The sequence below is a fragment of the Kitasatospora sp. NPDC088346 genome (assembly GCF_044740765.1).
Lineage (GTDB): Bacteria > Actinomycetota > Actinomycetes > Streptomycetales > Streptomycetaceae > Kitasatospora.
Genome location: NZ_JBIURH010000002.1, coordinates 182,738 through 206,128, shown reverse-complemented (window position 1 = coordinate 206,128; position 23,391 = coordinate 182,738). Strand labels below are relative to the sequence as shown.

18 protein-coding genes are annotated in these 23,391 nt (G+C 73.6%); 7 read left to right on the top strand and 11 right to left on the bottom strand.

The annotated features are described in order from the left end of the window. Window positions 1-24: 24 nt before the first annotated feature. The 7 genes from ACIOFR_RS04505 to ACIOFR_RS04475 all read right to left on the bottom strand — a co-directional run bounded on the left by ACIOFR_RS04505 (window position 25) and on the right by ACIOFR_RS04475 (window position 9,566). Entirely contained in the window at window positions 25-1,305 is a 1,281-nt protein-coding gene (locus ACIOFR_RS04505; RefSeq protein WP_400992364.1) for a nitric oxide synthase oxygenase, read from the bottom strand. Window positions 1,306-1,534: 229 nt separating this feature from the next. Continuing rightward, window positions 1,535-2,956 carry a sugar porter family MFS transporter gene (locus ACIOFR_RS04500; RefSeq protein ID WP_400992362.1) on the bottom strand — a complete coding sequence of 474 codons (1,422 nt, stop codon included), beginning with the start codon at window positions 2,954-2,956 and terminating at the stop codon, window positions 1,535-1,537. A 216-nt stretch (window positions 2,957-3,172) separates the two neighbouring features. Next, the gene (gene egtD, locus ACIOFR_RS04495; RefSeq protein ID WP_400992361.1) at window positions 3,173-4,144 is read right to left on the bottom strand and encodes an L-histidine N(alpha)-methyltransferase; all 972 of its coding nucleotides are present in this window, start codon (window positions 4,142-4,144) and stop codon (window positions 3,173-3,175) included. Window positions 4,145-4,272: 128 nt separating this feature from the next. Beyond that, complete coding sequence (gene egtC, locus ACIOFR_RS04490) at window positions 4,273-5,103, bottom strand: ergothioneine biosynthesis protein EgtC (RefSeq protein ID WP_400992360.1); 831 nt, start codon at window positions 5,101-5,103, stop codon at window positions 4,273-4,275. Beyond that, window positions 5,103-6,440, bottom strand: a complete 1,338-nt coding sequence (egtB, locus tag ACIOFR_RS04485; RefSeq protein WP_400992814.1) for an ergothioneine biosynthesis protein EgtB — start codon at window positions 6,438-6,440, stop codon at window positions 5,103-5,105. The genes egtC and egtB overlap by 1 nt, the downstream gene beginning before the upstream one ends. Before the next feature lie 125 nt (window positions 6,441-6,565). Beyond that, complete coding sequence (gene egtA, locus ACIOFR_RS04480) at window positions 6,566-8,194, bottom strand: ergothioneine biosynthesis glutamate--cysteine ligase EgtA (protein ID WP_400992359.1); 1,629 nt, start codon at window positions 8,192-8,194, stop codon at window positions 6,566-6,568. A 133-nt stretch (window positions 8,195-8,327) separates the two neighbouring features. Beyond that, a complete protein-coding gene (locus ACIOFR_RS04475) occupies window positions 8,328-9,566 on the bottom strand; it encodes an aminotransferase class I/II-fold pyridoxal phosphate-dependent enzyme (protein WP_400992358.1) in 1,239 nt (412 codons plus the stop codon). 376 nt (window positions 9,567-9,942) lie between these two features. Here ACIOFR_RS04475 and ACIOFR_RS04470 point away from each other — a divergent pair, with 376 nt between their 5' ends. Continuing rightward, complete coding sequence (locus ACIOFR_RS04470; RefSeq protein ID WP_400992357.1) at window positions 9,943-10,599, top strand: antibiotic biosynthesis monooxygenase; 657 nt, start codon at window positions 9,943-9,945, stop codon at window positions 10,597-10,599. Between the two features lie 66 nt (window positions 10,600-10,665). Here the strand turns inward: ACIOFR_RS04470 and ACIOFR_RS04465 are convergent, their stop codons facing one another. Continuing rightward, a complete protein-coding gene (locus ACIOFR_RS04465) occupies window positions 10,666-10,878 on the bottom strand; it encodes a hypothetical protein (protein WP_400992355.1) in 213 nt (70 codons plus the stop codon). Window positions 10,879-10,996: 118 nt separating this feature from the next. Continuing rightward, window positions 10,997-11,233 carry a hypothetical protein gene (locus ACIOFR_RS04460; protein WP_400992353.1) on the bottom strand — a complete coding sequence of 79 codons (237 nt, stop codon included), beginning with the start codon at window positions 11,231-11,233 and terminating at the stop codon, window positions 10,997-10,999. Window positions 11,234-11,331: 98 nt separating this feature from the next. Here ACIOFR_RS04460 and ACIOFR_RS04455 point away from each other — a divergent pair, with 98 nt between their 5' ends. Both ACIOFR_RS04455 and ACIOFR_RS04450 read left to right on the top strand, forming a co-directional pair. After that, the gene (locus ACIOFR_RS04455) at window positions 11,332-12,096 is read left to right on the top strand and encodes a GntR family transcriptional regulator (protein ID WP_400992351.1); all 765 of its coding nucleotides are present in this window, start codon (window positions 11,332-11,334) and stop codon (window positions 12,094-12,096) included. Window positions 12,097-12,526: 430 nt separating this feature from the next. Next, window positions 12,527-14,521: a glycoside hydrolase family 6 protein gene (locus ACIOFR_RS04450; RefSeq protein WP_400992813.1), complete on the top strand. Its 1,995-nt coding sequence runs from the start codon at window positions 12,527-12,529 to the stop codon at window positions 14,519-14,521. Between the two features lie 175 nt (window positions 14,522-14,696). Here ACIOFR_RS04450 and ACIOFR_RS04445 read toward each other — a convergent pair whose 3' ends face one another. Continuing rightward, window positions 14,697-15,863 (bottom strand): winged helix DNA-binding domain-containing protein, encoded by a 1,167-nt coding sequence (locus tag ACIOFR_RS04445; RefSeq protein WP_400992349.1) that lies wholly within the window; start codon window positions 15,861-15,863, stop codon window positions 14,697-14,699. Between the two features lie 121 nt (window positions 15,864-15,984). Beyond that, entirely contained in the window at window positions 15,985-17,751 is a 1,767-nt protein-coding gene (locus ACIOFR_RS04440) for a glycoside hydrolase family 15 protein (protein WP_400992347.1), read from the bottom strand. Between the two features lie 172 nt (window positions 17,752-17,923). Between ACIOFR_RS04440 and ACIOFR_RS04435 the strand changes: the two genes are divergently transcribed. The 4 genes from ACIOFR_RS04435 to ACIOFR_RS04420 all read left to right on the top strand — a co-directional run bounded on the left by ACIOFR_RS04435 (window position 17,924) and on the right by ACIOFR_RS04420 (window position 23,388). After that, a complete protein-coding gene (locus tag ACIOFR_RS04435; protein WP_400992345.1) occupies window positions 17,924-18,730 on the top strand; it encodes an SAM-dependent methyltransferase in 807 nt (268 codons plus the stop codon). Then, window positions 18,727-20,859: a putative bifunctional diguanylate cyclase/phosphodiesterase gene (locus ACIOFR_RS04430; protein WP_400992343.1), complete on the top strand. Its 2,133-nt coding sequence runs from the start codon at window positions 18,727-18,729 to the stop codon at window positions 20,857-20,859. Before ACIOFR_RS04435 ends, ACIOFR_RS04430 begins: the two co-directional genes overlap by 4 nt. A 388-nt stretch (window positions 20,860-21,247) precedes the next feature. Then, on the top strand, window positions 21,248-22,078 hold the full coding sequence (locus tag ACIOFR_RS04425) for a glycosyltransferase family 2 protein (RefSeq protein WP_400992342.1): 831 nt from the start codon (window positions 21,248-21,250) through the stop codon (window positions 22,076-22,078). Further along, a complete protein-coding gene (locus tag ACIOFR_RS04420) occupies window positions 22,078-23,388 on the top strand; it encodes a glycosyltransferase (protein ID WP_400992341.1) in 1,311 nt (436 codons plus the stop codon). Before ACIOFR_RS04425 ends, ACIOFR_RS04420 begins: the two co-directional genes overlap by 1 nt. Window positions 23,389-23,391 lie beyond the last annotated feature (3 nt).

Below are 23,391 nucleotides of genomic sequence, written 5' to 3'. Positions count from 1 at the left end.
GCGGTGGCCACCGATTTACCGCGGTCACCAGGGCTCCCGCGGGAGGAAGGCCGGCCGGAGGTCAGGGTCCACCGGGTCGTAGTAGCGGTGGTAGACGGGGGTGAGACCGCCCGAGACCGGCGGCACGATCCAGCTCCAGTCCGTCGGGGTCGGCCGGCCGAGCCGCTGCTCCTGGGCGATGTGCCTCAGGAAGCGCTCGGACTCGGTGTGGTGGTCCGCCATGGTCACCCCCGCCTCCTGGAAGGAGTGCAGCACCGCGACGTTGAGCTCGACCAGCGCGCGGTCCCGCCACAGCGTCCGGTCGTGGGAGGTGTCGAGCCCGAGCCGTCGGGCCACCTCGGTGAGCATGTCGTACCGGTCGGCGTCGGCCAGGTTCCGGGCGCCGATCTCGGTGCCCATGTACCAGCCGTTGAACGGCGCGGTCGGGTAGGCGATCCCGCCGATCTCCAGGGTCATGTCGCTGATCGCCGGGACGGTGTACCAGCGCAGGCCCAGCTCCGCGAACCAGCCGTGGTCGGGGTGGCTCAGCCACACCTCGCGGACCGCGTCGTCCGGCAGTTCGTACCAGCGGGGTTCGGTGCCCGGCCCCGGCTGGATCAGCAGCGGGAGCACGTCGAACCGGCCCTCGCCGCTCTTCCACTCCACCCGCTTCGCCCGGTCGGTCAGGTCCGCTCCGGCCGGATCGCCGACCACCGTGCCGTCGGGTCGCCGGTGCCCGGCGTAGCGCACCAGTTGCTGGTTGAGGATGCGGGGCGCCGGACGGCCCGGCCGGTCCGGCGCGAACACCGAGATCACCGGCCGGATCCGGCCGCCGTTGCCGGCCGCCCTGAGGTGCTGGAAGCACTGCTCGGCCATCTCGTCCGGTGAGTCGACGTGCCGCAGGTCGCGCACCAGCAGGCTGCGCCAGTAGAGCCGTCCGATGCAGCGGGCGGAGTTGCGCCAGGCGACCCGCGCGCCGAAGGCCAGCTCCGCGGGGGTGTGGCGGTAGCCGCCGGTGCGGTCGATCTCCGCCAGCACCTGGCGGATCCGCTCCTGCGGGTCGCCCGAGGCGGGCTGCTCGTGGTGGAACCGGCGGACGAACTCCGTCGCCTCGGCCGCCAGGCGAGCCGGGCCGTGGGGCGCGGGCGAGCCGTGGGGGTTCGGGTTGCTGGTGGGGCCGGTGGGGCCAGTGGGCCCGCCGGGGCTGCTGGTGCCGCTGGTGCCGTCGGGGCCGGGACGGAGATCGTGGCCGTCGTGCCGGGGGTGGGCGTAGGGGCAGACCCCGCCCGGAGCTGACTTGCGCGTACGAAGCCGACTGAAGATCAAGAGCACATCCCTCCTGACCACATGGGTACCGGATGTCCGTTCCCGGCCGCACCGAGTGAGCGATTCGGCCCCGCCCGACGCCCCTGCGGCGCTAGGCTCCCCGGACGCGGGCCGTCCGGCCCGGCCGGAGCGGGGACGCCGAAGGGCGCCCGCCGACCGGCGAGCGCCCCCGGGGCCCGTCCGCGGCCCCTCCCTGGTTTCGGGTTCGGGCCGGGTGCCGGCCGCGGCGTCAGCCCATGTCCTCCAGCCGGACGCCCTTGGTCTCCTTCACGAACCTGGCGACGAAGAACACCGATCCGAGCGCGAACGCGGCGTAGATCGCGTAGGTCGCCGAGAGGTTCCACCGCGACAGCGACGGGAAGCTGACGGTGATCACCCAGTTGGCGATCCACTGCGCCGAGGCGGCCACGGACAGGGCCGCGGCCCGGATCCGGTTGGGGAACATCTCGCCGAGCATCACCCAGACCACCACGCCCCAGGAGAGCGCGAAGAACAGCACGAAGGCGTTGGCGGCGACCAGCGCCACCGTGCCCTGGAGGTCCGGGACGGAGACGTCGTCCCCGCTGCCGGTGGCGTAGGAGAAGGCCCACGCCGCGGTGGCCAGCGACACCGCCATGCCGACCGAGCCGACCAGGGCCAGCGGCTTGCGGCCGATCCGGTCGACCAGCAGGATCGCGATCACGGTGCCGACGATGTTGATGATCGAGCTGGAGAAGCTGATCAGCAGCGAGCTGCTCTGGTCGACACCGACCGACTGCCAGAGGATCGACGAGTAGTAGAAGATCACGTTGATGCCGACCAGCTGCTGGAACACCGACAGGCCGATGCCGGCCCAGACGATCGGCAGCAGGCCGAACCGTCCCCCGAACAGGTCGCGCAGCTGCGGGCGGTGGTCGGCGGCGATCAGCGCCTGGATCTCCTCGATCCGGGCGTCGGTGTCGATCGCGCCGCCCTCCACCTCGCGGAGCACCGAGCGGGCCTCGTCCAGCCGTCCGGCCGAGATCAGGAAGCGCGGGGACTCGGGGATCAGCGCGGCCAGGACGAAGTAGGCCACGGCCGGTACGACGCAGATGCCGAGCATCCACTGCCAGGCCTCCAGCCCCAGCAGCTGCCCGCGGGTGTCACCGCCGGCGGCCTCCGCGAGCACCCAGTTCACCAGCTGGGAGATGGCGATGCCGAGCACGATCGCGGCCTGCTGAAAGGAGGCCAGCCGCCCCCGGTAGCGGGTCGGGGCCACCTCGGCGATGTAGGTGGGGGCGATCACGGACGCGATGCCGATCGCCGCGCCGCCCAGCACCCGCCAGCAGGCCAGGTCCCAGGCGGCGAACGGCACCATCGAGCCGACCGCGCTGACGCCGAAGAGCACCGCGGCCGCCTTCATCACCCGGATCCGCCCGTACCGGTCGGCGAACCGGCCGGCCAGAGCCGCGCCCACCGCCGAGCCCAGCAGCGCCGAGGAGACGATCAGACCGGTCACCCCGTCGCCGACGGCGAACCGGCCCTGGATCCCGGAGACGGCACCGTTGATCACCGAGCTGTCGTAGCCGAACAGGAAGCCGCCGAGGGCGGCGGCGGCCGTGATGAAGATGACGAACCCGAGCCGGTCGAAGGGCTGGGCCTCCGCCTTCACGGACTGTTGGGTGACGCTCACAATGCGACTCCTGAGTACTCAACATTGAGCTTGGCATCGAGAGCGTAGCCCGTGATGATTCAACTCATGCACTCAGGATCGGGATTTTAGGGGTCTATCGGCGGTGTGCTTGTTCAAGGCTTGAAGGGGTAGGCGACCCCGGCGGGGTCCGGCCAGGGGCTTCCGGGCTCGGGAACCTGCGTTCGGGGCCGCCTACCGATCAGAGCCGGATCCCGTTCAGTTCGGCGTGGCCAGGGACAGTCCGAACCGGCCCTGCTCGTCCGTCCACCACTCGGACAGCCGCAGGTCGGCAGCCGACAGCTCGTCCGCCACCCGGGTCCGGCGGAACTTGGCCGACACCTCCGTCCGCATCTCCTCGCCCGCCTCGAAGTGCACCGCGAGGTCCAGTGCGCGGATCTTCACGCTCTGCGCGCGGGTGGAGCGCAGCCGCATCTCGATCCACTCCTGTCGGGCGTCCCAGAGTGCGACGTGCTCGAAGTGCGCCGGGTCGAAGTCGGCGTCCAGCTCCCGGTTGAGCACGGCCAGGACGTTCTTGTTGAACGCGGCCGTCACCCCGGCCGAGTCGTCGTACGCCGCCACCAGGACCTTCGGGTCCTTGACCAGGTCCGTCCCGAGCAGCAGGAAGTCGCCGGGCTCCAGCATGCCGCGCAGCCCGGTCAGGAACTCGGCCCGCTCGGCGGGCAGCAGGTTGCCCAGCGTGCCGCCCAGGAAGGCCACGATCTTGGGCCCGGGACCGGTCGGCAGCTCCAGGCCGTGGGTGAAGTCCGACACCACGGCGTGCACCGCGAGCGCCGGGAACTCGACCGCCAGCGCCTTCCCGGCCGCGTCCAGCGCGCTCTCGCTCACGTCCACCGGGACGTAGGTCCGGAGCGTCCCCAGTTCCCGCAGGGCGCCCAGCAGCAGCCGGGTCTTCTCGGAGGAGCCGGAACCCAGCTCCACCAGGGTGCCGGCCCGGGTGATCGCGGCGATCGCCCGCGACCTGCTCATCAGGATCTCCCGCTCGGCCCGGGTGGGGTAGTACTCGGGCAACCGGGTGATCTCCTCGAAGAGCTCGCTGCCCCTCGCGTCGTAGAACCACTTGGGCGGCAGGGTCTTGGGACTCGCCGTCAGACCGTGCTGCACGTCGTGCCGTAGTGCGTGGCTGAAGTGGTCGGCGGGCAGGAAGCGGGTCAGATCGTAGGAGCTCACGCCGGATCGTCCTCTCAACTTGTCACTCATTTCTCGTCACTCGCCTCTCGCCGTTCACGTGCCGATCGGTCTCGCTTCCGGGTACCCGGAACCCGGCTCCCGGAACGCGCCCATCCGTGCGGCGCTGGTCAATTCGGTCTGATCGGTCGGATGTCGACACCGCTGCGGTCGGCGGTCAGCAGGGACCCGTCCGGTACCGGTGTCCAGCCCGGCCCGTCGTCACCGGGCTCCGAGGCGACCAGGACCGTGCGGCCCCCGCCGGGCCCGGTGCCGTGCGGTTCGGCGCGGTGGGTCGTGGTTCGGGTTTGGGCTTGGGTGTGGTGGGGCTCGCTGCGGTCGGGCCCGGTGCGGTGGAACAGGGTGTCGCCCCAGCTCGTCGCGGCGATCGCGACCCCGTCGGTCAGCAGCAGGTTGAGCCGGGCCTCGCCGTACCGGGCGAGGGTCCGGACGGTGTCGTCCAGGGCCTCGCCGGGGGTCGCCCCGGCCCGCAGCCGGTGCAGCACCAGGGCCCACACCAGGGCCGAGTCGCTGCGGGCCTCCAGCGCGAGCAGCTCCGCCGGCGGCAGCGAGGCGGCGGCCTTGTCGTACCGCTCGGGCCAGCCGGGCAGCGCGCCGTTGTGGCTGAACAGCCAGCGCCCCTCGGCGAACGGGGCCGCCGCACCCTCTCCGGCCGCACAGCCCGCGGTGGCCGAGCGGACGGCGGCCAGCAGCGCCCCGGTGCGGACCACCCGGGCCAGGTCGGCGAACGACGGGTCGGCCCAGATCGGCCCGGCCCGCCGGTACCGGGCGGGGACGGCGTCGCCCTCCGCGTACCAGCCGACGCCGAACCCGTCCACGTTCACCGTGCCGTAGCGCTGCGAACGCGGCGCCCAGGACTGCCGGTACAGCCCGAACGGCGGATCCACCACCAGCTCCTGGATCGGCACCGGATCGCCCAGGTAGGCGAGGTGGCGGCACATCAGCTGCCACCCCGGGGCCCGGCCGGTGCCCCGTCGTCGACGGAGCGGGCGGTGCGGAAGCCGGCGAAGATCTGGCGGCGGATCGGGTAGTCCCAGTTCCGGAAGGTGCCGCGGCAGGCCACCGGGGCCACCGCGAACGAACCGCCGCGCAGCACCTTGTACTCCGGCCCGAAGAAGACCTCCGAGTACTCCCGGTACGGCCAGGCCCGGAAGCCCGGGTACGGCAGGAAGTCGCTGGCCGTCCACTCCCACACGTCACCCATCAACTGCCGTGCACCGCAGGGGGACTCGCCCGCCGGGTAGCTCCCGACCGGGGCGGGCTGGAGGTGGCGCTGACCCAGGTTGGCGTGTTCGGGCGCGGGGGAGGCGTCGCCCCACGGGAACCGGCGGGACCGGTCGGTCGCCGGGTCGTGCCGGGCGGCCTTCTCCCACTCCGCCTCGGTCGGCAGCCGCCGGCCCGCCCACCGGGCGTACGCGTCCGCCTCGTACCAACTCACGTGCAGGACGGGCTCGTCGGGCGGGACCGGCTCCACCGTGCCGAATCTTCTGCGCAGCCACTGACCGCCCTCCCGGGTCCAGAACAGCGGCGCGACCAGCCCGGTCCGCATCCGGTGCTGCCAGCCCTCGGCCGTCCACCAGCGCGGCTCCCGGTACCCGCCGTCGGCGATGAACCGCTGGTAGGCGGCGTTGCTGACCGGAGCGGTGTCGAGGTGGAAGGCCGGCAGGTCGACCCGGTGCGCGGGGCGCTCGTTGTCCAGCGCCCACGGCTCGGTGTCGGTCCCCATGGTGAACGGCCCGGCCGGGACGAGCACCTCGGCCGGCAGGCTCCCGGTGTCCGCGGGGGCGGCGGGCGGCGGCGCGGTCAGCGCGACCGGGCCGCGGCGCAGCTGATGGGTGATCAGCATCGTCTCGTCGTGCTGCTGCTCGTGCTGCGCGATCAGGCCGAACGCGAAGCCGTCCGTGAGCAGCGGTGTGCCCTCCAGGGGGCTGGCCGCCAGCAGGTCCAGCACCCGGCCGCGGACCTCGTGCGCATAGGCGCGCGCCTCCTCGGGCGGCAGCAGCGGGAGTGTGGGGCGCTCGGAACGGGGGTGCTCGAACGCGTCGTACAGCGGGTCGATCTCGGGGTGCATCGGGTCGCGGCCGCCGACGTTGCGCAGCAGCCAGAGCTCCTCCTGGTTGCCGATGTGGGCCAGGTCCCAGACCAGCGGCGACATCAGGGGGGAGTGCTGGGCGGTGAGGTCGTGGTCCTCGACGCAGTCGGTCAGCCCGGCGGTGCGGTCGCGGGCGGCGATCAGCTCGTCGGCGATCAGGTCGCGCAGCGCGGCGGGGGTGAGGATGCCGGTGGTGCCGGCGGTGGTGCTGGTGCTGGTGGCGGTCGGGTCGGGGGTGGGGGTGCCGGTGGTGGTCGGGTCGGCGGTGGTGCTGTCGGCCGCCGTCGTGGTCGGCCCGGGTCGGTCGGTGTTCAGCACGGTGCGGCCTCCTCGGGTACGGGCAGGGCACCCGTTCGCAGGGCGTCCAGCTGGTCGTCGGCGGGGCAGCGGCCGCGGGCGGGGTAGCGCTCGGCGAACGCCGTCAGGCGGTCCCGCAGCAACTCGGTGCCCTCGCGCCGGGCGAGCGCGCGTTCGGCCGCCCCGAAGCAGGCGAGGGCGGCGCGGCGCAGTTCGGGGTCGGCCATGCCGAGCACGGCGGCCCGCTGCCAGAGGGCGTTGCGGGGGGCGTTCACGGTGTAGTCGACATGCGCGGCGGCGCGAGCGTTCACGGATCCCCGGACGTTCGCGGAGCGGTGACCGTTCACGGGGTGGTGAATGCCTGCGGAGGAGTGAACGTTGCGCTGGTCGTGAGCGTTCGCGGGCGGCCGGCCGTTCACGGTGTCGGAAGCGTTCACGCTGCCGGGAGCATTCACGCCGCCGCGATCGTTGCCGGCTGCGCGATCGTTCACGCTGCCGCGACCGTTCACGCCGTCGCGATCGTTCACCCCGCCGGGAGCGTTCACCCCGGCTCGACCGTTCACGCCACCGCCAGCGTTCACGCCGCCGCGCGCGAGCCCGCCACCGCGACCGTCGTCCACCGCGGCGAGCGAGTGCAACCGCTCCAGCGCGGCGAACGCCTCGTCGGCGGCGACCGGGTCCTCCAGCAGCGCGCCGACCAGCGCCAGCGGGGTCAGCCAGCCGTCGCCGGGCTGCGCGTCCAGCATCCGCAGCTCCAGGTGGCCGCGCGGCCGGACCGGAGGGAACAGCGTGGTGCGGTGGTAGTCCAGGTCGGCCAGCGTGGCGGGCCGGTCGCCCGCGCCGCGCAGCCAGTCCCGGAAGGTCAGCCCGGTCGGCGCCGTCCACGGCTGCCCGTCCGGCCGCTGGACGCACAGCACCTGGGCGTCCAGCACGTACCGCGCCCATGCGGCCCGCGGGTCACCGTCCGGCGGCGGGGCCAGGGTGCGGCTCGGGTCCATCCGCGACCAGACCATCTGCCGGGTCGACCGGTAGCCGGTCGGGCGGCCGTCCAGCAGCGGGGAGTTGGCGAACGCGGCGACCAGGACCGGGCCCAGCTGGTGCACCAGGCGCCAGCGGTCCGCCAGGGCCTGCGGGCCGGTTTCGGTACCGGCGTCCACGCTGACCTGCACCGATGCGGTGCCGCACATCATGATCCGGCCCCACGGCCCGGCCCGGTCGAAGTACTTCTCCATCGCCACGTACCGGGGCTGGGCGAGCTGCATCCGCCGTTCCCGGGCGAGCGGGTCGGTGCCGCTTCCGGTGAGCCGGAGGTCCTGGGTGGCGAAGGCGGCGCGGAGGGCGGCCTGGTCCCGCAGCAGATCGTTCGCGCAGCGGGCGGGTCCCTCGGCGGGTAGGGAGCTCAGCTCGACCTGGCCGCCGGGTTCGTGTGTGAGGTTGGCACCCGCGGGAAGCAGCGGGTTGTCGGGAGTGCCGGGCAGGGCCGCCACGGCGGCAGCCGTCCGGCCGGGGTCGATCGGGGCGTCCGGACATCGGCTGTCATGGACGAACCACTCGGTCTCGACCCCGATCAGCCGGGGAGGACCGATCTTGAAACAGATGCCGGCCAGATGTTCTTCGGCCGACGCCTCGGTCAGCGGTGTCACGCTGAGTGGCGGTTCTTGCTCCGCCGTGACCTGGTGCGGGCGTGCGGGTATCACCGGACTCACCATCCTCGGTTCGCGGTTTGCGGCCCGGTTGTTCCTGCTCAGTCTGCAACGGGGCAAACCTCGCCGCCCCTCAGAGTCTTTCCGTGCAGGTCAGCCGGGTGAGTGCGAGCCGCAACCGGCCCAGCGGCAGCGCGTAGTTCAGTCGGAGGCCGCCGAGACCGGCTCGGCCGAACTCGGAACCGTCCGACAGTTCGACGTCACGTTCGGTGAGCAGCTGCTCCCGGACCCCGGCGGCCGTCCGGCCCTCCGACCCCGCTGTCCGCCCCGCCGTCCGCCCCTCCTGCCCGGCCGACCCGCTCTCCGGCCCCGCCGCCCAACCGTCCAGTCCCGCCGCCCGGGCCAGTCCGGCGCCGTCCAGCCACAGCAGGTACGAGGCCTGCGGCCGGACGGTCACCGCTCCACCTAGTGCGCCGACGGCGAGCTCGCGGGCCTCCGTCAGGTGCTTGAGGAGGCCGTCCAGCCATTCCTCGCCCTCGGCCAACGCGGCCTGCTGGACCGTCTGTTCCAGCAGGCCGCCCTCCCAGAGGCCGTGGCCGGCCATCACCGCGGTCAGCCGTTCGCGCAGGCCCTCGTCCGGGACCAGGGCGAAGCAGGAGGGGATGCCGGAGGTGTTGAAGGTCTTGCCCACCGAGTTGAGGGTGACGGTGTGCCGGGCCGCTCCGCCGGCCACCGCGACGGCGACCGGATGCCGGGCGCCCGCGTCGGGGTGGGTCAGGTCGCCGTGGACCTCGTCCGAGATCAGCAGGCCTCCGGACTCCGCGGCCAGTTCGGCCAGCGCCCGGATCTCCGTGTGCTGCCAGAGCTGCCCGGACGGGTTGTGCGGGCTGCTGAGCAGCACGACCCCCGGCCGGGGCCGGGCGAACTCCGCCAGCGGCAGCCGGTAGCCGTCCGCGTCCCGGGCGTACGGCACCTCGCGGTGCGCCAGCCCGGCCGCCCGGCACAACTGCCCGAACCCACCCCACTCCGGCGACCCGAACACCACCGGTGCGTCGGGCGCCGCCTCCAGCAGCAGCCGGACGGCCGTCCGGGGGCCGAACGGCAACAGCATCACCCAGTCCGGATCGACCTCGACGGCGTGCCGACGGCGGTACCAGTCGGCCACCAGCCGCCGCCCGCCCGGGTCGCAGACGGTGTACCCGAACGCCCCGTGCCGGGCCCGCGCGGCCAGCGCCTCGCCGATCGCGGGCGGGCCGGGGAGGTCCATGTCCGCGAGGCCGAGTGCGATCCGGCCGGCACCGGCGCGGGCCCACTTGCTGCTGCCCGTACCGCTGCGGTCGAACGTCCCGAACATCCCGAACGCCTCGAACACGGCTGCTCCCTCCGGTCGGTGCCCTCGCCGGGCTCACGCTACCCGCGCCTACCCGGACCAGCGGGGACGCACGCGCGCGTAGGGCATCGCGGCTCCCCCCGTACCCAGGCGGGCCTCCCGCACGGCGGTGACCGCGAGCGCGACCCGTGACCCGTGAACCGCGACTCGCGACCCGTGACCCGTGAACCGCGACTCGCGACCCGTGACTCGCGACCCGCGACCCGCGACCCGTGAACCAAGACCGTCTGCCGGACGCCGACGGTGCGGGACCGCGCGAGCGCGTACCCTGCCGGTCTGATCGGGCCGGGGCCGGGCACGGCCCCGGCCGGCCGGTGGACTGGCCGGGTGGACGATCGACCGGATGCGGGGGAGTGGCATGGCCGTGCTGGAAGGTGTCGAGAGCGCCGCGGGCGACGAGGTCACCCTGTTCGTGGCCCGGCGGGTGGACGCCGGGCACGAGGACGCGTTCGAGCACTGGGCCCGGGGCATCCTCGGCGCCGCGTCCGACCACCCCGGCAACCTCGGCACCGGACTGCTCCGGCCTGCCGAGCCGGGCGCCCCCTGGCACCTGCTGCTGCACTTCCGGGACGCGGACTCGTTCACCGCCTGGCAGCGCTCGCCCGCCCGGGCGGCCTGTTTCGCCCGGGTGGACGGTCACCACGTCGAGGTGGCCAGGCGTGAACTCCACGGTATGGAGGGGTGGTTCGCGACGACTCCGGCCGGGGCGCGGCGCACGCCCCCGGCCCGCTGGAAGATGGCGGTGGACCTACCTCGCCCTGCCGGCGGTCACCCGTCTGCTCCGGCGCTGGCTGTTCCCGGCCTGACCCCGGCCCCACCCGCACCACTCACACCACCCGCACCGCCCCCCGCACCTCCAGCCCCACCTCCAGCCCCACCTCCGGTCCCAGCCCCGCCCCGCGCCCCGACGAGCCCGGCCCGCCGACGGCGCCCCCGCCCGCCGCCGCAGCCCCGGTGCCCGTCGACCGCCTCCGCCCGGTCGTTGATCGGCCCGACGGGGCGCCCGAGCACGTAGTCGCCGCAGTCGACGCAGTACCCCATGGTGGGTGCGGGGACGTTCGGCGCGCCGGCGCCCTTCCGTTCAGGCACGGGGCCGCCCCTCGTCGACGTACCGGCGGGCGCGGATCCACTGCTCGGCGCTGCCCCGGAGCGGGTAGCGCTCCAGTTCGCCGGCGGTCTCCACCCAGGCGCCGTCCTGGTGCAGGTCGCGAATGCCCCACATCCGGCGGCCGCGTTCGTCGGGTGGGAGCCGGTCGACCTGATACCGGCCGGGTTCCCAGCGCTGTGGGGTCATGGCGTGCCTTCCGGGGTCGATCCGGCGACGGCGTGGACGGAAGGGGCGTGGACGGAAGGGGAGTGGACGGGCGGGGCGTGGACGGGTGGGGAGTGGACGGGTGGGGAGTGGGAGACGGTCATGAGTCCTCCTGGATCTCGACCCAGATCTGGGTCGGGCCTGCGGCGTCGGTCGCGCCCCACCGGTCGGCCCCGGCGACGGCGTTGAGGATGTCGGCCCAGCGTTCGGGGCCGCAGCCGACGGGGACGGGGGCACTGATGCGCAGGCCGGTGCCGACCGGCTGCGCGACGGCGATCTCCCCGGTGGCCTGCTCGATGGCGCTCCGCAGCGCGGCCGCGCGCACACTGATCTCCACCGCTCTCCCCTATAAGTACGGTCAAACCGTATCGATAGAGTAGTCCTACTCGCGCTACCGTGTCACCCAGGTCAGACCGATGCAGTAGAGAGGACGCCGTGACGGACACCCCGCCGTACCTCCGTATCGCGGACGAGCTTCGCGCCCGGATCGTCGACGGAGGCGTCGTCGCGGGTGAGCGACTCCCGTCGATCAGCGAACTGGCCGAGGAGTACGGCTACTCGGGCGGTGTCGCCCAGCGGGCGTACGGCATCCTGATCGAGGAGAACCTCGTGGTCGCCCGGCCCGGCGCCGGGTACTTCGTCCAGTCGCAGGAGGCGCCCAAGGTGCTGGTGCGGCATCAGCGGGTGGGCGCGGGGCAGGGATCGCCCGTCAAGGCGATGCTCGCCGAGCAGGGCGTGGCCGCCACGCGGCGGACCGAGTCGGCCACCGCCAGGGCGGACGCGGCGATCGCCGCCCGGCTCGGCATCGCGGTGGGCGACCCGGTGGTGCACACCGGCTACGTCCACCTCGCGGACGGTGTGGCGGTGCAACTCGCGGACTCCTGGGAGCCGATGGCCGTCACCGGCAACAGCCTGATCGTCCTGCCGGAGGCCGGTCCGCACGGCGGCATCGGCGTGGCGGACCGGATGGCCGTCATCGGGATCGAGGTCGGCCTCCCGGTCGAGCGGGTGAGTGCCCGTCAGGCCACCCGTCAGGAGGCCCAGCGGCTCGGCGTCCAGCCGGGCGCGGTGGTGCTGGCCGTCGAGCGCACCCACTACGACCGGGCGTCCGGCCGTCCGGTGGAGACGGCCGACATCGTGCTGCTCGGTTCGCGCTGGATCGCGGAGTACGGCAGCCGGCCCCGGCCCGGTACTTCCTGATCCGGGCGTTCCGTCCGCCGGGCGGCGGATCGATGGGGGAGCGCTCCCACTCCCGCAAAGGCTTCATTTCCTGAACTCTGCCGCACCACTTGACGATTGACTGCGTGCATGGCTTGATAAGCCATGAGCTCGGGACCCCGTCCGGGCTGCGGAAGCGCGTCGCACCGCAGTCGGACGAAGCGTCAGTCCCGTGCTCACCCCGACCGGTTGACGCCCGGTTGTCGGGCGAAAGTGGGAGCGCTCCCACGCCCTGAGCCCCACACCCCCACGTCCACGCCCCCACGCCCCCACGCCCCCACGGCACAGCGCCACCACGGCACAGCGCCACCACGGCACAGCGCCACCACGCAGCCCACCGCACAGCCTGGATCCACCCCCACCCGAAAGGATCCCGTACGTGCCATCCCACCTCCTGCGCGGACTCCGTTCCGTGCTCGCCGTCTCGGCCCTCGCCGTCACCGCCGCAGGCCTCGCCCCGGCGGCCACGGCAACCGGGCACGCCGCCCACGCCGCCCAAGCCGCGCACGCCGTCCAGCCCGCCCAAGCCGATCGAGCCGCCCAACTCGCCGCCCGCGTCGACAACGCGTACGCGGGCGCCGGCGTCTACGTGAACCCCGAGTGGTCCGCCCACGCGGCGGCCGAGCCCGGCGGCAGCGCCGTGGCCGGCCAGCCGACGGCCGTCTGGCTGGACCGGATCGCCGCCATCCAGGGCGGGCCGGGCGCCATGGGCCTGCGGGCCCACCTCGACGCCGCCGTCACCCAGGCGGCGGGCCGGCCGTTCGTGGTGCAGCTGGTGATCTACGACCTGCCGGGCCGCGATTGTGCCGCCCTCGCCTCGAACGGCGAGCTCGGTCCCACGGAACTCCCGCGCTACAAGGCGGAGTTCATCGACCCGATCGCGGCGATCCTGGCCGACCCGGCCTACGCCGGGCTGCGGATCGTGAACACCGTCGAGATCGACTCGCTGCCCAACCTGGTGACCAACGCGGGCGGCACGGCCACCGCCACCCCGCAGTGCGACACCATGAAGGCGAACGGGAACTACGTCAACGGCGTCGGCTACGCGCTCGGCAGGCTCGGCGCCGTCCCCAACGTCTACAACTACATCGACGCGGGCCACCACGGCTGGCTCGGCTGGGACTCGAACCTGGACCCGACGGTGCAACTGCTCCACCAGGCGGCCACCTCGGCGGGCAGCACGGTCGCCGACGTCCAGGGCTTCGTGGTCAACACCGCCAACTACTCGGCCCTCAGGGAGCCGAACTTCACCATCGACGACTCGGTCAACGGGACGTCGGTGCGGCAGAGCAAGTGGGTCGACTGGAACCGGTACGTCGACGAGTTGAGCTATGCGCAGGCCTTCCGGCAGCGGGCGGTCGCGGCCGGCTTCGACGCCGGCGTCGGCATGCTGATCGACACCTCGCGCAACGGCTGGGGCGGTACCGCCAGGCCCGCCGGGCCCGGTCCCAGGACCAGCGTGGACGGCTACGTGGACGGCGGACGGATCGACCGCCGGTTCCAGTCCGGGAACTGGTGCAACCAGTCCGGCGCGGGTCTCGGCGAGCGTCCGGCGGCCGCCCCGCAGCCGGGGATCGACGCCTACGTCTGGGTGAAGCCGCCGGGCGAGTCGGACGGCGCCAGCTCCCCGATCGCCAACGACGAGGGCAAGGGCTTCGACCGGATGTGCGACCCGACGTACACCGGCAACCCCCGCAACGGGAACCAGATGTCCGGCGCGCTGCCGAACTCCCCGCTGGCCGGGCACTGGTTCTCCGCCCAGTTCCAGGAGCTGGTCCGCAACGCCTACCCGCCCCTCGGCGGCAGCGGCGCGGACACCACCGCGCCGAGCGTCCCGGCCGGGCTGCGCTCGACGGCGGTCACCGCCTCGGGCGTGTCGCTGGCCTGGACGGCCTCGACCGACAACGTCGGGGTGACGGCGTACGACGTCTACCGCGGCGGGGTGCTGGTTGGCTCGACCGCCGCCACCTCGTACGGTGACACCGGCCTGAGCGCCGCCACCGCGTACGGCTACACCGTCCGGGCGCGGGACGCGGCGGGCAACGCCTCGGCGCCCTCGGCGGCCCTCGTGGTCACCACCTCCGCGGGCGGTGGCGGCGGCAACGCGGGCTGCTCGGCGAGCTACGCCGTCAGCAGTGACTGGGGCGCCGGGTTCAACGCGAACGTCACCGTCACCAACACCGGCACCAAGGCCGTCACGTCCTGGCGGGTGACCTGGAGCTGGGGTGGGAACCAGCAGGTGACCAACCTCTGGAACGGCGGGCTGAGCCAGAGCGGTCAGGCGGTCACCGTGGTCGACGCGGGCTACAACGGCGCGATCGCACCGGGCGCCTCGGCGGGCTTCGGCTTCGGGGCGAACTACTCCGGCGCCAACGCGGCCCCGACGCTCACCTGCACGGCGAGCTGACCCACCGCACCGGCCGACCGCACCACCGCACCGCACCACCGCCCCACACCGCCCCACACCGCCGCACCACCGCCCCACACCGCCGCACCGCCGCACCACCGAAGGACGGCCCGGTCCCGCACCCCGCGGGACCGGGCCCCGGCCGTCACGCCCCCCCGTCACGCCCCGCCCCCCGTCACGCCGACAGCCGGCGCTCCAGCGGCGTGCGGAACCGGGGCGTGATCCGGGTCGTGCCGACCCAGGCGCCCAGCCGGGCCGCCTCCGCCCCGATGGCCGACTCGGCCTCCCTGCCCACGGGTTCGAGCAGTTGCCAGGTGATCTCGCCGTCGGGCCGTTGGGCCCAGCCGCCGACGATCCGGCCGTCGGACCACACCGTCGGGCCGATGTTGCCGGAGCGGTCGAAGAGTTCGCCCTGGTGCTCGTCCGGCAGGAACCAGTGCCGGTACCGGGTGCCCATCGGCGCCGGGTCGAGGGCGGGCAGCAGCGCGACCCAGGGGGCGGGTTCGGCGATCGGCGCGGTGTCCTCGGGCAGGACGAAGCCCTCGCCCTCGGTGAGGCCGACCGGCACCGCCCCGCAGGCCGCGAGCGCGGTACGGACCTCCCGCAGCCCCCAGCCCGTCCACCAGCGGAGGTCCTCGACGGTGGCCGGGCCGTACGCGGCCAGCCACTGCCGGGCCAGTTCGGCCTGGGCGTCGGGCACGGGCCGGTCCGGGTACGGCTGCTGGGTGGCCCAGAGGTGCTGGCCGCTGGTCCAGCCGCCCAGCGGGCGGCGGCGCACGACCGAGCCCTCCATGCCGAGCACCCGCAGCATCCGCATCCCGATGGTCTGCCTGGCCTCGTACGGCTTGCCCGCCGCGACCGTGATCTCCTCGCGCAACCGGGGTACCAGCGCGCCGAGTTGCGATCCGGTGACCTCCCCGGCCCGGTGCAGCGCGGCGAGTGCCTCGCGCTCCGCGTCGGCCAGCCAGTCGGGGTCGAAGCCGCCCGTGGCCGCGAAGGCGGTGTACCCGCTGCGCTCCTTGGCGGCGACCTTGACGGTGGTGGACGCCTGGACGGTGGCCGCGAGGCCGGCCGGGACGACGAACAGGGTGCGCCGCATGCCGTGCATCCGGACCAGCGTGGCGTCCTGGTACAGCGCCCGCTCGACGGCCGCCACGGGAGCCGGGTCGGCGAGCCGGGCCGCGGTGGACAGGAAGACCGAGGCCGGGTCGGAGGCGTGCAGCGCGATCACCGCCTGCGCGACCTGTTCCGGCGTGCCGGCGCGGTGCTGCGGGGCCAGCAGTTGGCGTACGCCGAGGCGGGCGCGGCGCTGGGCGTCGTCGATGTGCGGGCGGGCGGTCATCCGGTCCTCCGGGTGGGCCTGGGGGCGCTCTGTGCGGCCGGGCCATTGTCCGCCGCCCCACTGACACCGACGTCCGGGCGGAAGGCCCGGGCCCGTCCAACGCCCTCCACCTCCCGGGGTGTCAGGGCTCGGCCAGCGTGAACGCCGAGTTCACCAGCGCCACATGGGTGAACGCCTGCGGCGTGTTGCCCAGTTGCCGCCCCTCGCCCGGGTCCCACTGCTCGGAGAGCAGCCCGAGGTCGTTGCCGAGGGCCACCACCCGGGTGAACAGCTCCCGGGCCTCGTCCCGCCGCCCGATCGCGGCGAGCGCGTCGGCCAGCCAGAACGAGCAGGCCAGGAAGGCGCCTTCGGTACCGGGCATGCCGTCGGTGCCGGGGCCGGTGGTGTAGCGGCGGACGAAGCCGCCGTGGTCGAGGTCGGTGCGGACGGCCTCGACGGTGCGTGCCACCCGGGGGTCGTCCGGCGGGAGGAAGCCGGTCTTCGCGATGAACAGGGTGGCGGCGTCCAGCTCCTTGCCCCCGTAGTGCTGGACGAAGACCCCGCGCCCGCGGTGGTAGCCGTTGGCGCAGACGTCCGCGTGCACCTGGTCGCGCATGGTCCGCCAGCGGTCGACCGGGGCCGGCAGGCCGGTCATCTCGGCCATCCGGACGGCGCGGTCGGCGGCGACCCAGGACATCACCTTGGAGTGGACGAAGTGCCGCCGCTCGCCGCGGACCTCCCAGAGCCCCTCGTCCGGGTCGGTCCAGTGCTGTTCGAGGTAGGCCATCAGGCTGCGCAGCAGGCTCCAGACCTGACGTTCCATCGGGATGCCGGCCAGCAGCGCGAGGTGCAGGGTGTCCACCACCTCGCCGTAGACGTCGAGTTGGAGCTGGTGGACGGCGGCGTTGCCGAACCGTACGGGGGTGGAGTCCTGGTAGCCGGGCAGCCAGCTCGCCACCGTCTCGGGCAGCCCGCGCTCGCCGGCCACGCCGTACACGGTCTGCAGGTCGCCTGGGTCGCCGGCGATCGCGCGCAGCAGCCACTTGCGCCAGGCGGCGGCCTCCTCGCGGAACCCGCTGCGCAGCAGGGCGGACAGGGTCATGCTGGAGTCCCGCAGCCAGCAGAACCGGTAGTCCCAGTTGCGTTCGCCGCCGATCTCCTCGGGCAGCGACGCGGTGGGTGCGGCGACGATGCCGCCGGTGGGTTCGTACGCGAGGGCCTTGAGGGTGATCAGGGAGCGCAGGACGGCCTCCGGCCACTCGCCCTTGTAGCGGCAGTTGGAGGCCCAGTCGCGCCAGCCGGCGACGGTCCGGTCGAGCGCCCGCAGGGGTTCGGTGCGGGGGGCGTTGTGCAGGTGCGAGGGCTGCCAGGTGAGGACGAACGGCACCTGGTCGCCCTCGGTGACGGTGAACTCGGAGACGGTGGCGCCGTCGTGGCCGAAGGTGTGGACGCCGGGCGGCACCCGTAGCCAGGCGGAGTCGGGGCCGGCCACGGCGACCCGGTGGTGCTCGGTGCGCCGCACCCAGGGGGCGACCCGGCCGTGGTTGAACCGCAGGCGCAGTTCGGCCCGGACGGGGACGCTGCCGCGCAGCCCCTCGACGATCCGGATGAGCTGGGGGACGCGGTCGCGGTGCGGCATGAAGTCGGTGACCCGCAGGGCGCCCTGGGGGGTCTCCCAGTCGCTCTCCAGGATCAGCGTGTCGGCCCGGTAGCGGCGGGCGGTGCAGCGGCCGCTGCCGGCGGGGGAGAGCCGCCACGCTCCGTGCCGGGCGTCGCCCAACAGGCCGGCGAAGCAGGCGGGGGAGTCGAAGCGGGGCAGGCAGAGCCAGTCGACCGAACCGTCCCTGCCGACCAGGGCGGCGGTCTGGAGGTCACCGATGAGGGCGTAGTCGTCGATCTGTCCGGCCATCGTGATCCATTGTGCGTCGTCGGCGGCGGATGCGCGTCTGCGGCGGAGGGCCGCGGCGCCCGACGGGTGTGCCGACGGGGTGTCGGCAGGTGGACCTGACTTGCCAAGAATGTTCGAAGATAGGAAGATCTTTATGGCCTATTGTCTTTTCCTGACCGGAAGGGGTGCCGTGATGCGGCAACCGAACTGGGTGCCCGCCGGAACGGATCTCGACAAGCCCAACGCGGCCCGGGTGTACGACTACTACCTGGGCGGTTCGCACAATTTCGAGGCCGACCGCGAGATGGCCCGCAAGGCCGTGGAGCTCTGGCCCGACCTGCCGCAGATCATGCGCGCCAACCGGGCGTTCCTGCGCCGTGCGGTGCACGTCCTCGCCGAGCAGGGCTACACCCGGTTCCTGGACATCGGCTCCGGCATCCCGACCTTCGGCCCGGTGCACGAGGCCGCCCGCGACGTCCGGCCCGACGCCCGGGTGGTCTACGTCGACCTCGACCCGGTCGCGGTCGCGCACAGCCGGCTGATCCTCAAGGACGACGAGCTCAGCTCGGTGGTCGAGGCCGACCTGCGGGACGTCCCCGACCTGCTGTCCCGCCCCGAGGTGGCCGAGCTGCTGGCCCCGGGCGAGCCGGTGGTGCTGCTGCTGGTCGCGGTCCTGCACTTCATCGGGGACGAGGACGAGCCCGAGAAACTGATCAGCCGGCTGCGGGACGCGCTCCCGCCCGGCAGCGCCATGGTGCTCTCGCACGCGTCGCTGGAGGGCCGCCCCGACCAGGCGGGTTCGCACCAGGACCTCTACAAGCGGACCCCGACCCCGCTGACGATGCGGCCGCTGGAGCGGATCGCCGGATTCTTCGAGGGCTTCGAGGTGCTCGAACCGGGTGTGGTCTACCTTCCCGAGTGGCGCCCGGACCGGCCCGAGGCCGTCGGCGCCAACCCCGAGCGGATGACCGGTGTGGCCGGCGTCGGACGACTGCCGTGACCGGGGAGCTGTCGGAGGCGGGTGCCGACAGCGGATCCGCCTTCCACGACGCCTGGGCCGGGCTGCTGCGCGCCGGCCAGGGCAGCGCCGTGCATCCCGGCACGCTCAGCCGGATCGTCGGCCGCAGCGCCGACCTGCTGATCCGCGCCCGCCAGGACCAGCCCTTCGACCGGCACCTCGCCGAGCAGGCCGGCGCCATGCTGGTCGACGCCCACTTCACCGACCCGGTGGTGCTCGCGCACGCCGTCGAGCTGCTCCAGGAGCACTCCGTGCGGGACGGCCGCGGGCCGGCCCTGTGCGGGGCCTTCGCCGCGGGCTGGGCGGCCGCCCTGCGGGAACGCACGCTGCGCGAGCAGGAGGCCATCCGGCTGGCGGCCGACACCGCGCGGCAGGAGGTCGAACGGGCGCTGCGCTCGTCCGAGGCGCGGTTCCGGGCGCTGTTCGAGAGCGCCGCGATCGGGATCGGCCTCGGCGACACCGAGGGCAACATCCTGGCGGTGAACCGCGCCCTCCAGGAGATCTTCGGCGCCAGCCCCGAGGACATGCGCGGGCGCCGGGTCAACGACCTGGTGCACCCCGAGGACACCCCGGGCGTCTGGGAGACGTACGAGGAGCTGATCAGCGGGAAGCGGGACTACTTCCAGTTCGACAAGCCGTACTACCGCCACGACGGCGAGGTGGTGTGGACGCACCTGACGGTCTCGCTGATCCGTGACGACGACGGCGTGCCGCAGTACCAGGTGGCGATGCTGGAGGACATCACCGACCGCTACCGGCTCCAGGAACGGCTGCGCCACCAGGCCACCCACGACCCGCTGACCGGGCTGCCCAACCGGGCGGCCTTCTTCGAACGCCTGGAACGGCTGTTCGAGGAGCCGGAGCCGGGTGCCCGGTTCGGCCTGTGCTACGTGGACCTGGACGGTTTCAAGGTCGTCAACGACAGCCTCGGCCACGACATGGGGGACCAGCTGCTGACCGCCGTGGCGGGCCGCCTGGACGCCGCGCTGACCCCGCTCGGCCACATGGTCGCGCGGCTCGGCGGGGACGAGTTCGTGGTGCTGCTGGAGAACTGCCGGGGCGAGCAGGAGGCGGTCGCCGCCGCCAAGACGGTGCTCGCGGCACTGGCCAAGCCGGTGCTGATCGGCGATCACAAGCTGGCCGTCGGCGCCAGCGTCGGCGTGCTGGAGCGGCGGATCGCCACCACCACGCCGGGTGCCGCGGTGCGCGCCGCCGACCTGACCCTCTACCGGGCCAAGGAGGCCGGCCGCGGCCGGTGGACCCTGTTCGACCCGAAGGAGAACGCCCGGGCGGTCAGCCGGTACGCGGTGTCGGTGCGGATGCCCTCCGCGCTCGACCGGGGCGAGTTCTTCATCGACTACCAGCCGATGGTCGACCTCGCCGGCGGCTCGCTGGTCGCGGTGGAGGCGCTGGTGCGGTGGCGTCACCCGCAGCTCGGCGTGCTCGGCCCGGAGGAGTTCGTCGGGGTGGCCGAGGAGACCGGCCTGATCATGCCGCTCGGACGCTGGGTGCTGGAGCAGGCGTGCGGTCAGGCCGCCGACTGGGTCGCGAGGTTCGGTGACCGGGCCCCCAAACTGAGCGTCAACCTGGCGGTCCGTCAGGCCCGCAACGCAGGCCTGGTCGGGGACATCGACCGGATCCTGCGCAGCACCGGACTGGACCCGGCGATGCTCCAGCTGGAGATCACCGAGTCGACCGTGGTCGGCCCGGAGGACGAGGCGCTGAAGGCCCTGCACGCGCTGGTCGACATGGGCGTCTCGCTGGCGGTGGACGACTTCGGCACCGGCTGGTCCAACCTGGCGTACCTGCGCGACCTCCCGGTCTCCGGGCTGAAGATCGCCGGCTCCTTCGTCGGCGACCTGCACGACCCGGCCAAGGACACCCACCTGGGCTGGCGGATCGTCAGCGGGCTGGTCTCGCTCGCCCACACGCTCGGACTGACCGTCACCGCCGAGGGCGTGGAGAGCCGGGCGGACGCCGAGCGGCTGCGGCTGATGGGCTGCGACTGGGCCCAGGGCTGGCACTTCGGCCGGCCGGTGCGGCCCGGCGAGATCGCCCGCCGGATCGCCGAGGCGGACCTCCCCGAGCCGGACCTCGCCCGCGAGAACTAGGCCCCGTGCGGCCGGCCGGGACCAGGACGGTAGCCGGCCACCGGAACCGGCCTCCGGCCGGCCGCGGGAGCCGCCCCGGCGCGACGTTCGTAGCGCAAAGTAAGAAAAATCGGACAAATCCCCTTGACGTGTCGCGTCCGTGCTGATGTGATGGGGCTCTGGCACCGCCTTAGGGCGGACGTACATTCGCCAGTTGCTGTTCGAGTCGGCGCTTCGGCGCCCGAGACCGACCGGCGCGGGAGTGAGGGGCTTCGGGGGACCGAAGGTCGAGAAGCCCGTAGCGCCGTGGTCCGTGTCTCCCTTCCCATCCGGGGCCCCTGCCCGCCCCGTCCAGGTACCCGCGTGCCGGGCCTCTGTGTGTCCGGTGCCTTCTTAGGGACTGCCCGCGATGAGCACCACGCTGCCTCCTGACAACGTTCTTCCCTACACCGACCGTGACGGCCGCCCGATGCGCCGTGCCGGCGACCGGGCCCCCGCCCGGCCACCGATGCGCCGGGCCACCGACTTCTCCACCACGCACAGCGTGAGCCTGGTCGTCCCCGCGCACAACGAGGCCCGCAACATCCCCTGGGTGTTCGAGCAGATCCCGCGCTGCGTCGACGAGGTGATCCTGGTCGACGGCGACTCCAACGACGCCACCGTCTCGATGGCCAAGCACTGCCTGCCCACCGTCCGCCACGTCGATCAGGACGGCCCGGGCAAGGGCAACGCGCTGCGCACCGGATTCGCGGCCGCCACGGGTGAGTTCATCGTCATGATGGACGCCGACGGCTCGATGTGGCCCGGCGAGATCCCGCACTACCTGCACTTCCTCTCCAACGGCTACGACTTCGTCAAGGGCTCCCGCTGCATCGCCGGCGGCGGCTCGCTGGACTTCACCCGGGTCAGGTCGCTCGGCAACCGGGCGCTGCTCGCCGTGGTCAACCGGCTCTACGGCGCCCACCTGACCGACCTCTGCTACGGCTTCTGCGCCTTCCGGCGCAGCTTCCTGGACGAACTCGACCTGCGCTCCTCCGGCTTCGAGATCGAGGCCGAGATGGTTGCGCACGCCCTCCGCTCGGGCCTCCGCCTCGCCGAGGTACCGAGCCTCGAACTCCCCCGCCGCAACGGGCGCTCGCACCTGCACGCCGTCTCCGACGGCAAGCGGGTGCTGCGCACCCTGATCGCCGAACGTCCCGGCGCCAGGGCGGCGACGCCTGCTGCCGCAGGGGAGCGATGATGAATGGCTCCGACCGGCGCACCGCAGCTGCCTGCCCCTGCCCCGTCGCCCGCGACTCGCTCTACACCCCCGTACGGGTAGTCGAACTGGACCTGGACGAGCCGGGCGCGCTGCGCTCGCCCGGCGGTCTCGGACCGGCCGACCCGGACGGCCGCGTGTTGGCGTTGGTGCGACTGCACGGACACCCGCTCGGCCTGGTCACCGCCACCGGAACAGCGGGCGGGTCCGCCGCGCTGTGCCGGGCGCTGGTCGATGCCGCTCATCGCGAACTCCACGTGCCCTCCCTCTCCACCGCGACCGCCGGCAGCCTCCCCGACCGCACCGGCCGGGCCCGGGCCGCCGCCGAGCCGCTGGTCAGCGTGATCGTCTGCACCCGCAACCGGCCCGGGCTGCTGCCGCGCTCACTGGACTCGCTGCTGCGCACCGGCCACCCCCGGGTGGAGGTGATCGTGGTCGACAACGCGCCGTCGGACGACGCCACCGAGCAGGTGGTCCGCTCCCGCTACGGCGGCCGGGTCCGCTACCTGCGCGAGCCGGTGCCCGGCCTGGCCCGGGCCCGCAACACCGGCCTGGCCGCCGCCCGCGGCGAGCTCTGCGCCTTCGCCGACGACGACCTGGTCGTCGACTCCGGCTGGGTGTCCGCGATGGTGGCGGCCTTCCGCTCGGACGACCGGATCGGCTGCGTCACCGGCCTGGTGATGCCCGCCGAGCTCGACACCGAGGCGCAGATCGCGCTGGAGGAGTACGGCGGCTACGCCCGCGGGTTCACCGCCCGCAGCTGGTCGCTGCGCGAGCACCCCGAGGACCCGCTCGTACGGTTCTCGGTCGGCCGGTTCGGCTCCGGCGCGAACATGGCCTTCCGCACCGACCTGCTGCGCCGGATCGGCGGCTTCGACACCGCCACCGGCGCCGGCACCGCCGCCCGCGGCGGCGAGGAGCTGCTGGTCTTCTTCCGCGTCTTCAACGGCGGCCACACCGTCGCCTACCAGCCGGACGCCATCGTCTGGCACCCCCACCCGCGCAGCATGGAGGCCCTGACCAGGCAGGTCTTCAACTACGGCGTCGGCTTCGGCGCCTACCTGGCGGCCGCGGTCTCCCACCAGCCCCGGGTCCTCGGCGGCCTGGTCCGGCTCCTGCCGTGGGGCGTCTGGCGGTGGCTGGCGGCGCGGCGGCAGCGGGCCCAGACCGCGCCGGTCGCCCGCGACTCGCTGGCCGGCCTCGGCCGGCTGGAGTTCGGCGGCCTGCTGTACGGCCCCTTCAGCTACCTGTTGAGCGTCTGGCACCAACGCGGTGTCCGGACCGGAGAGTAGTCC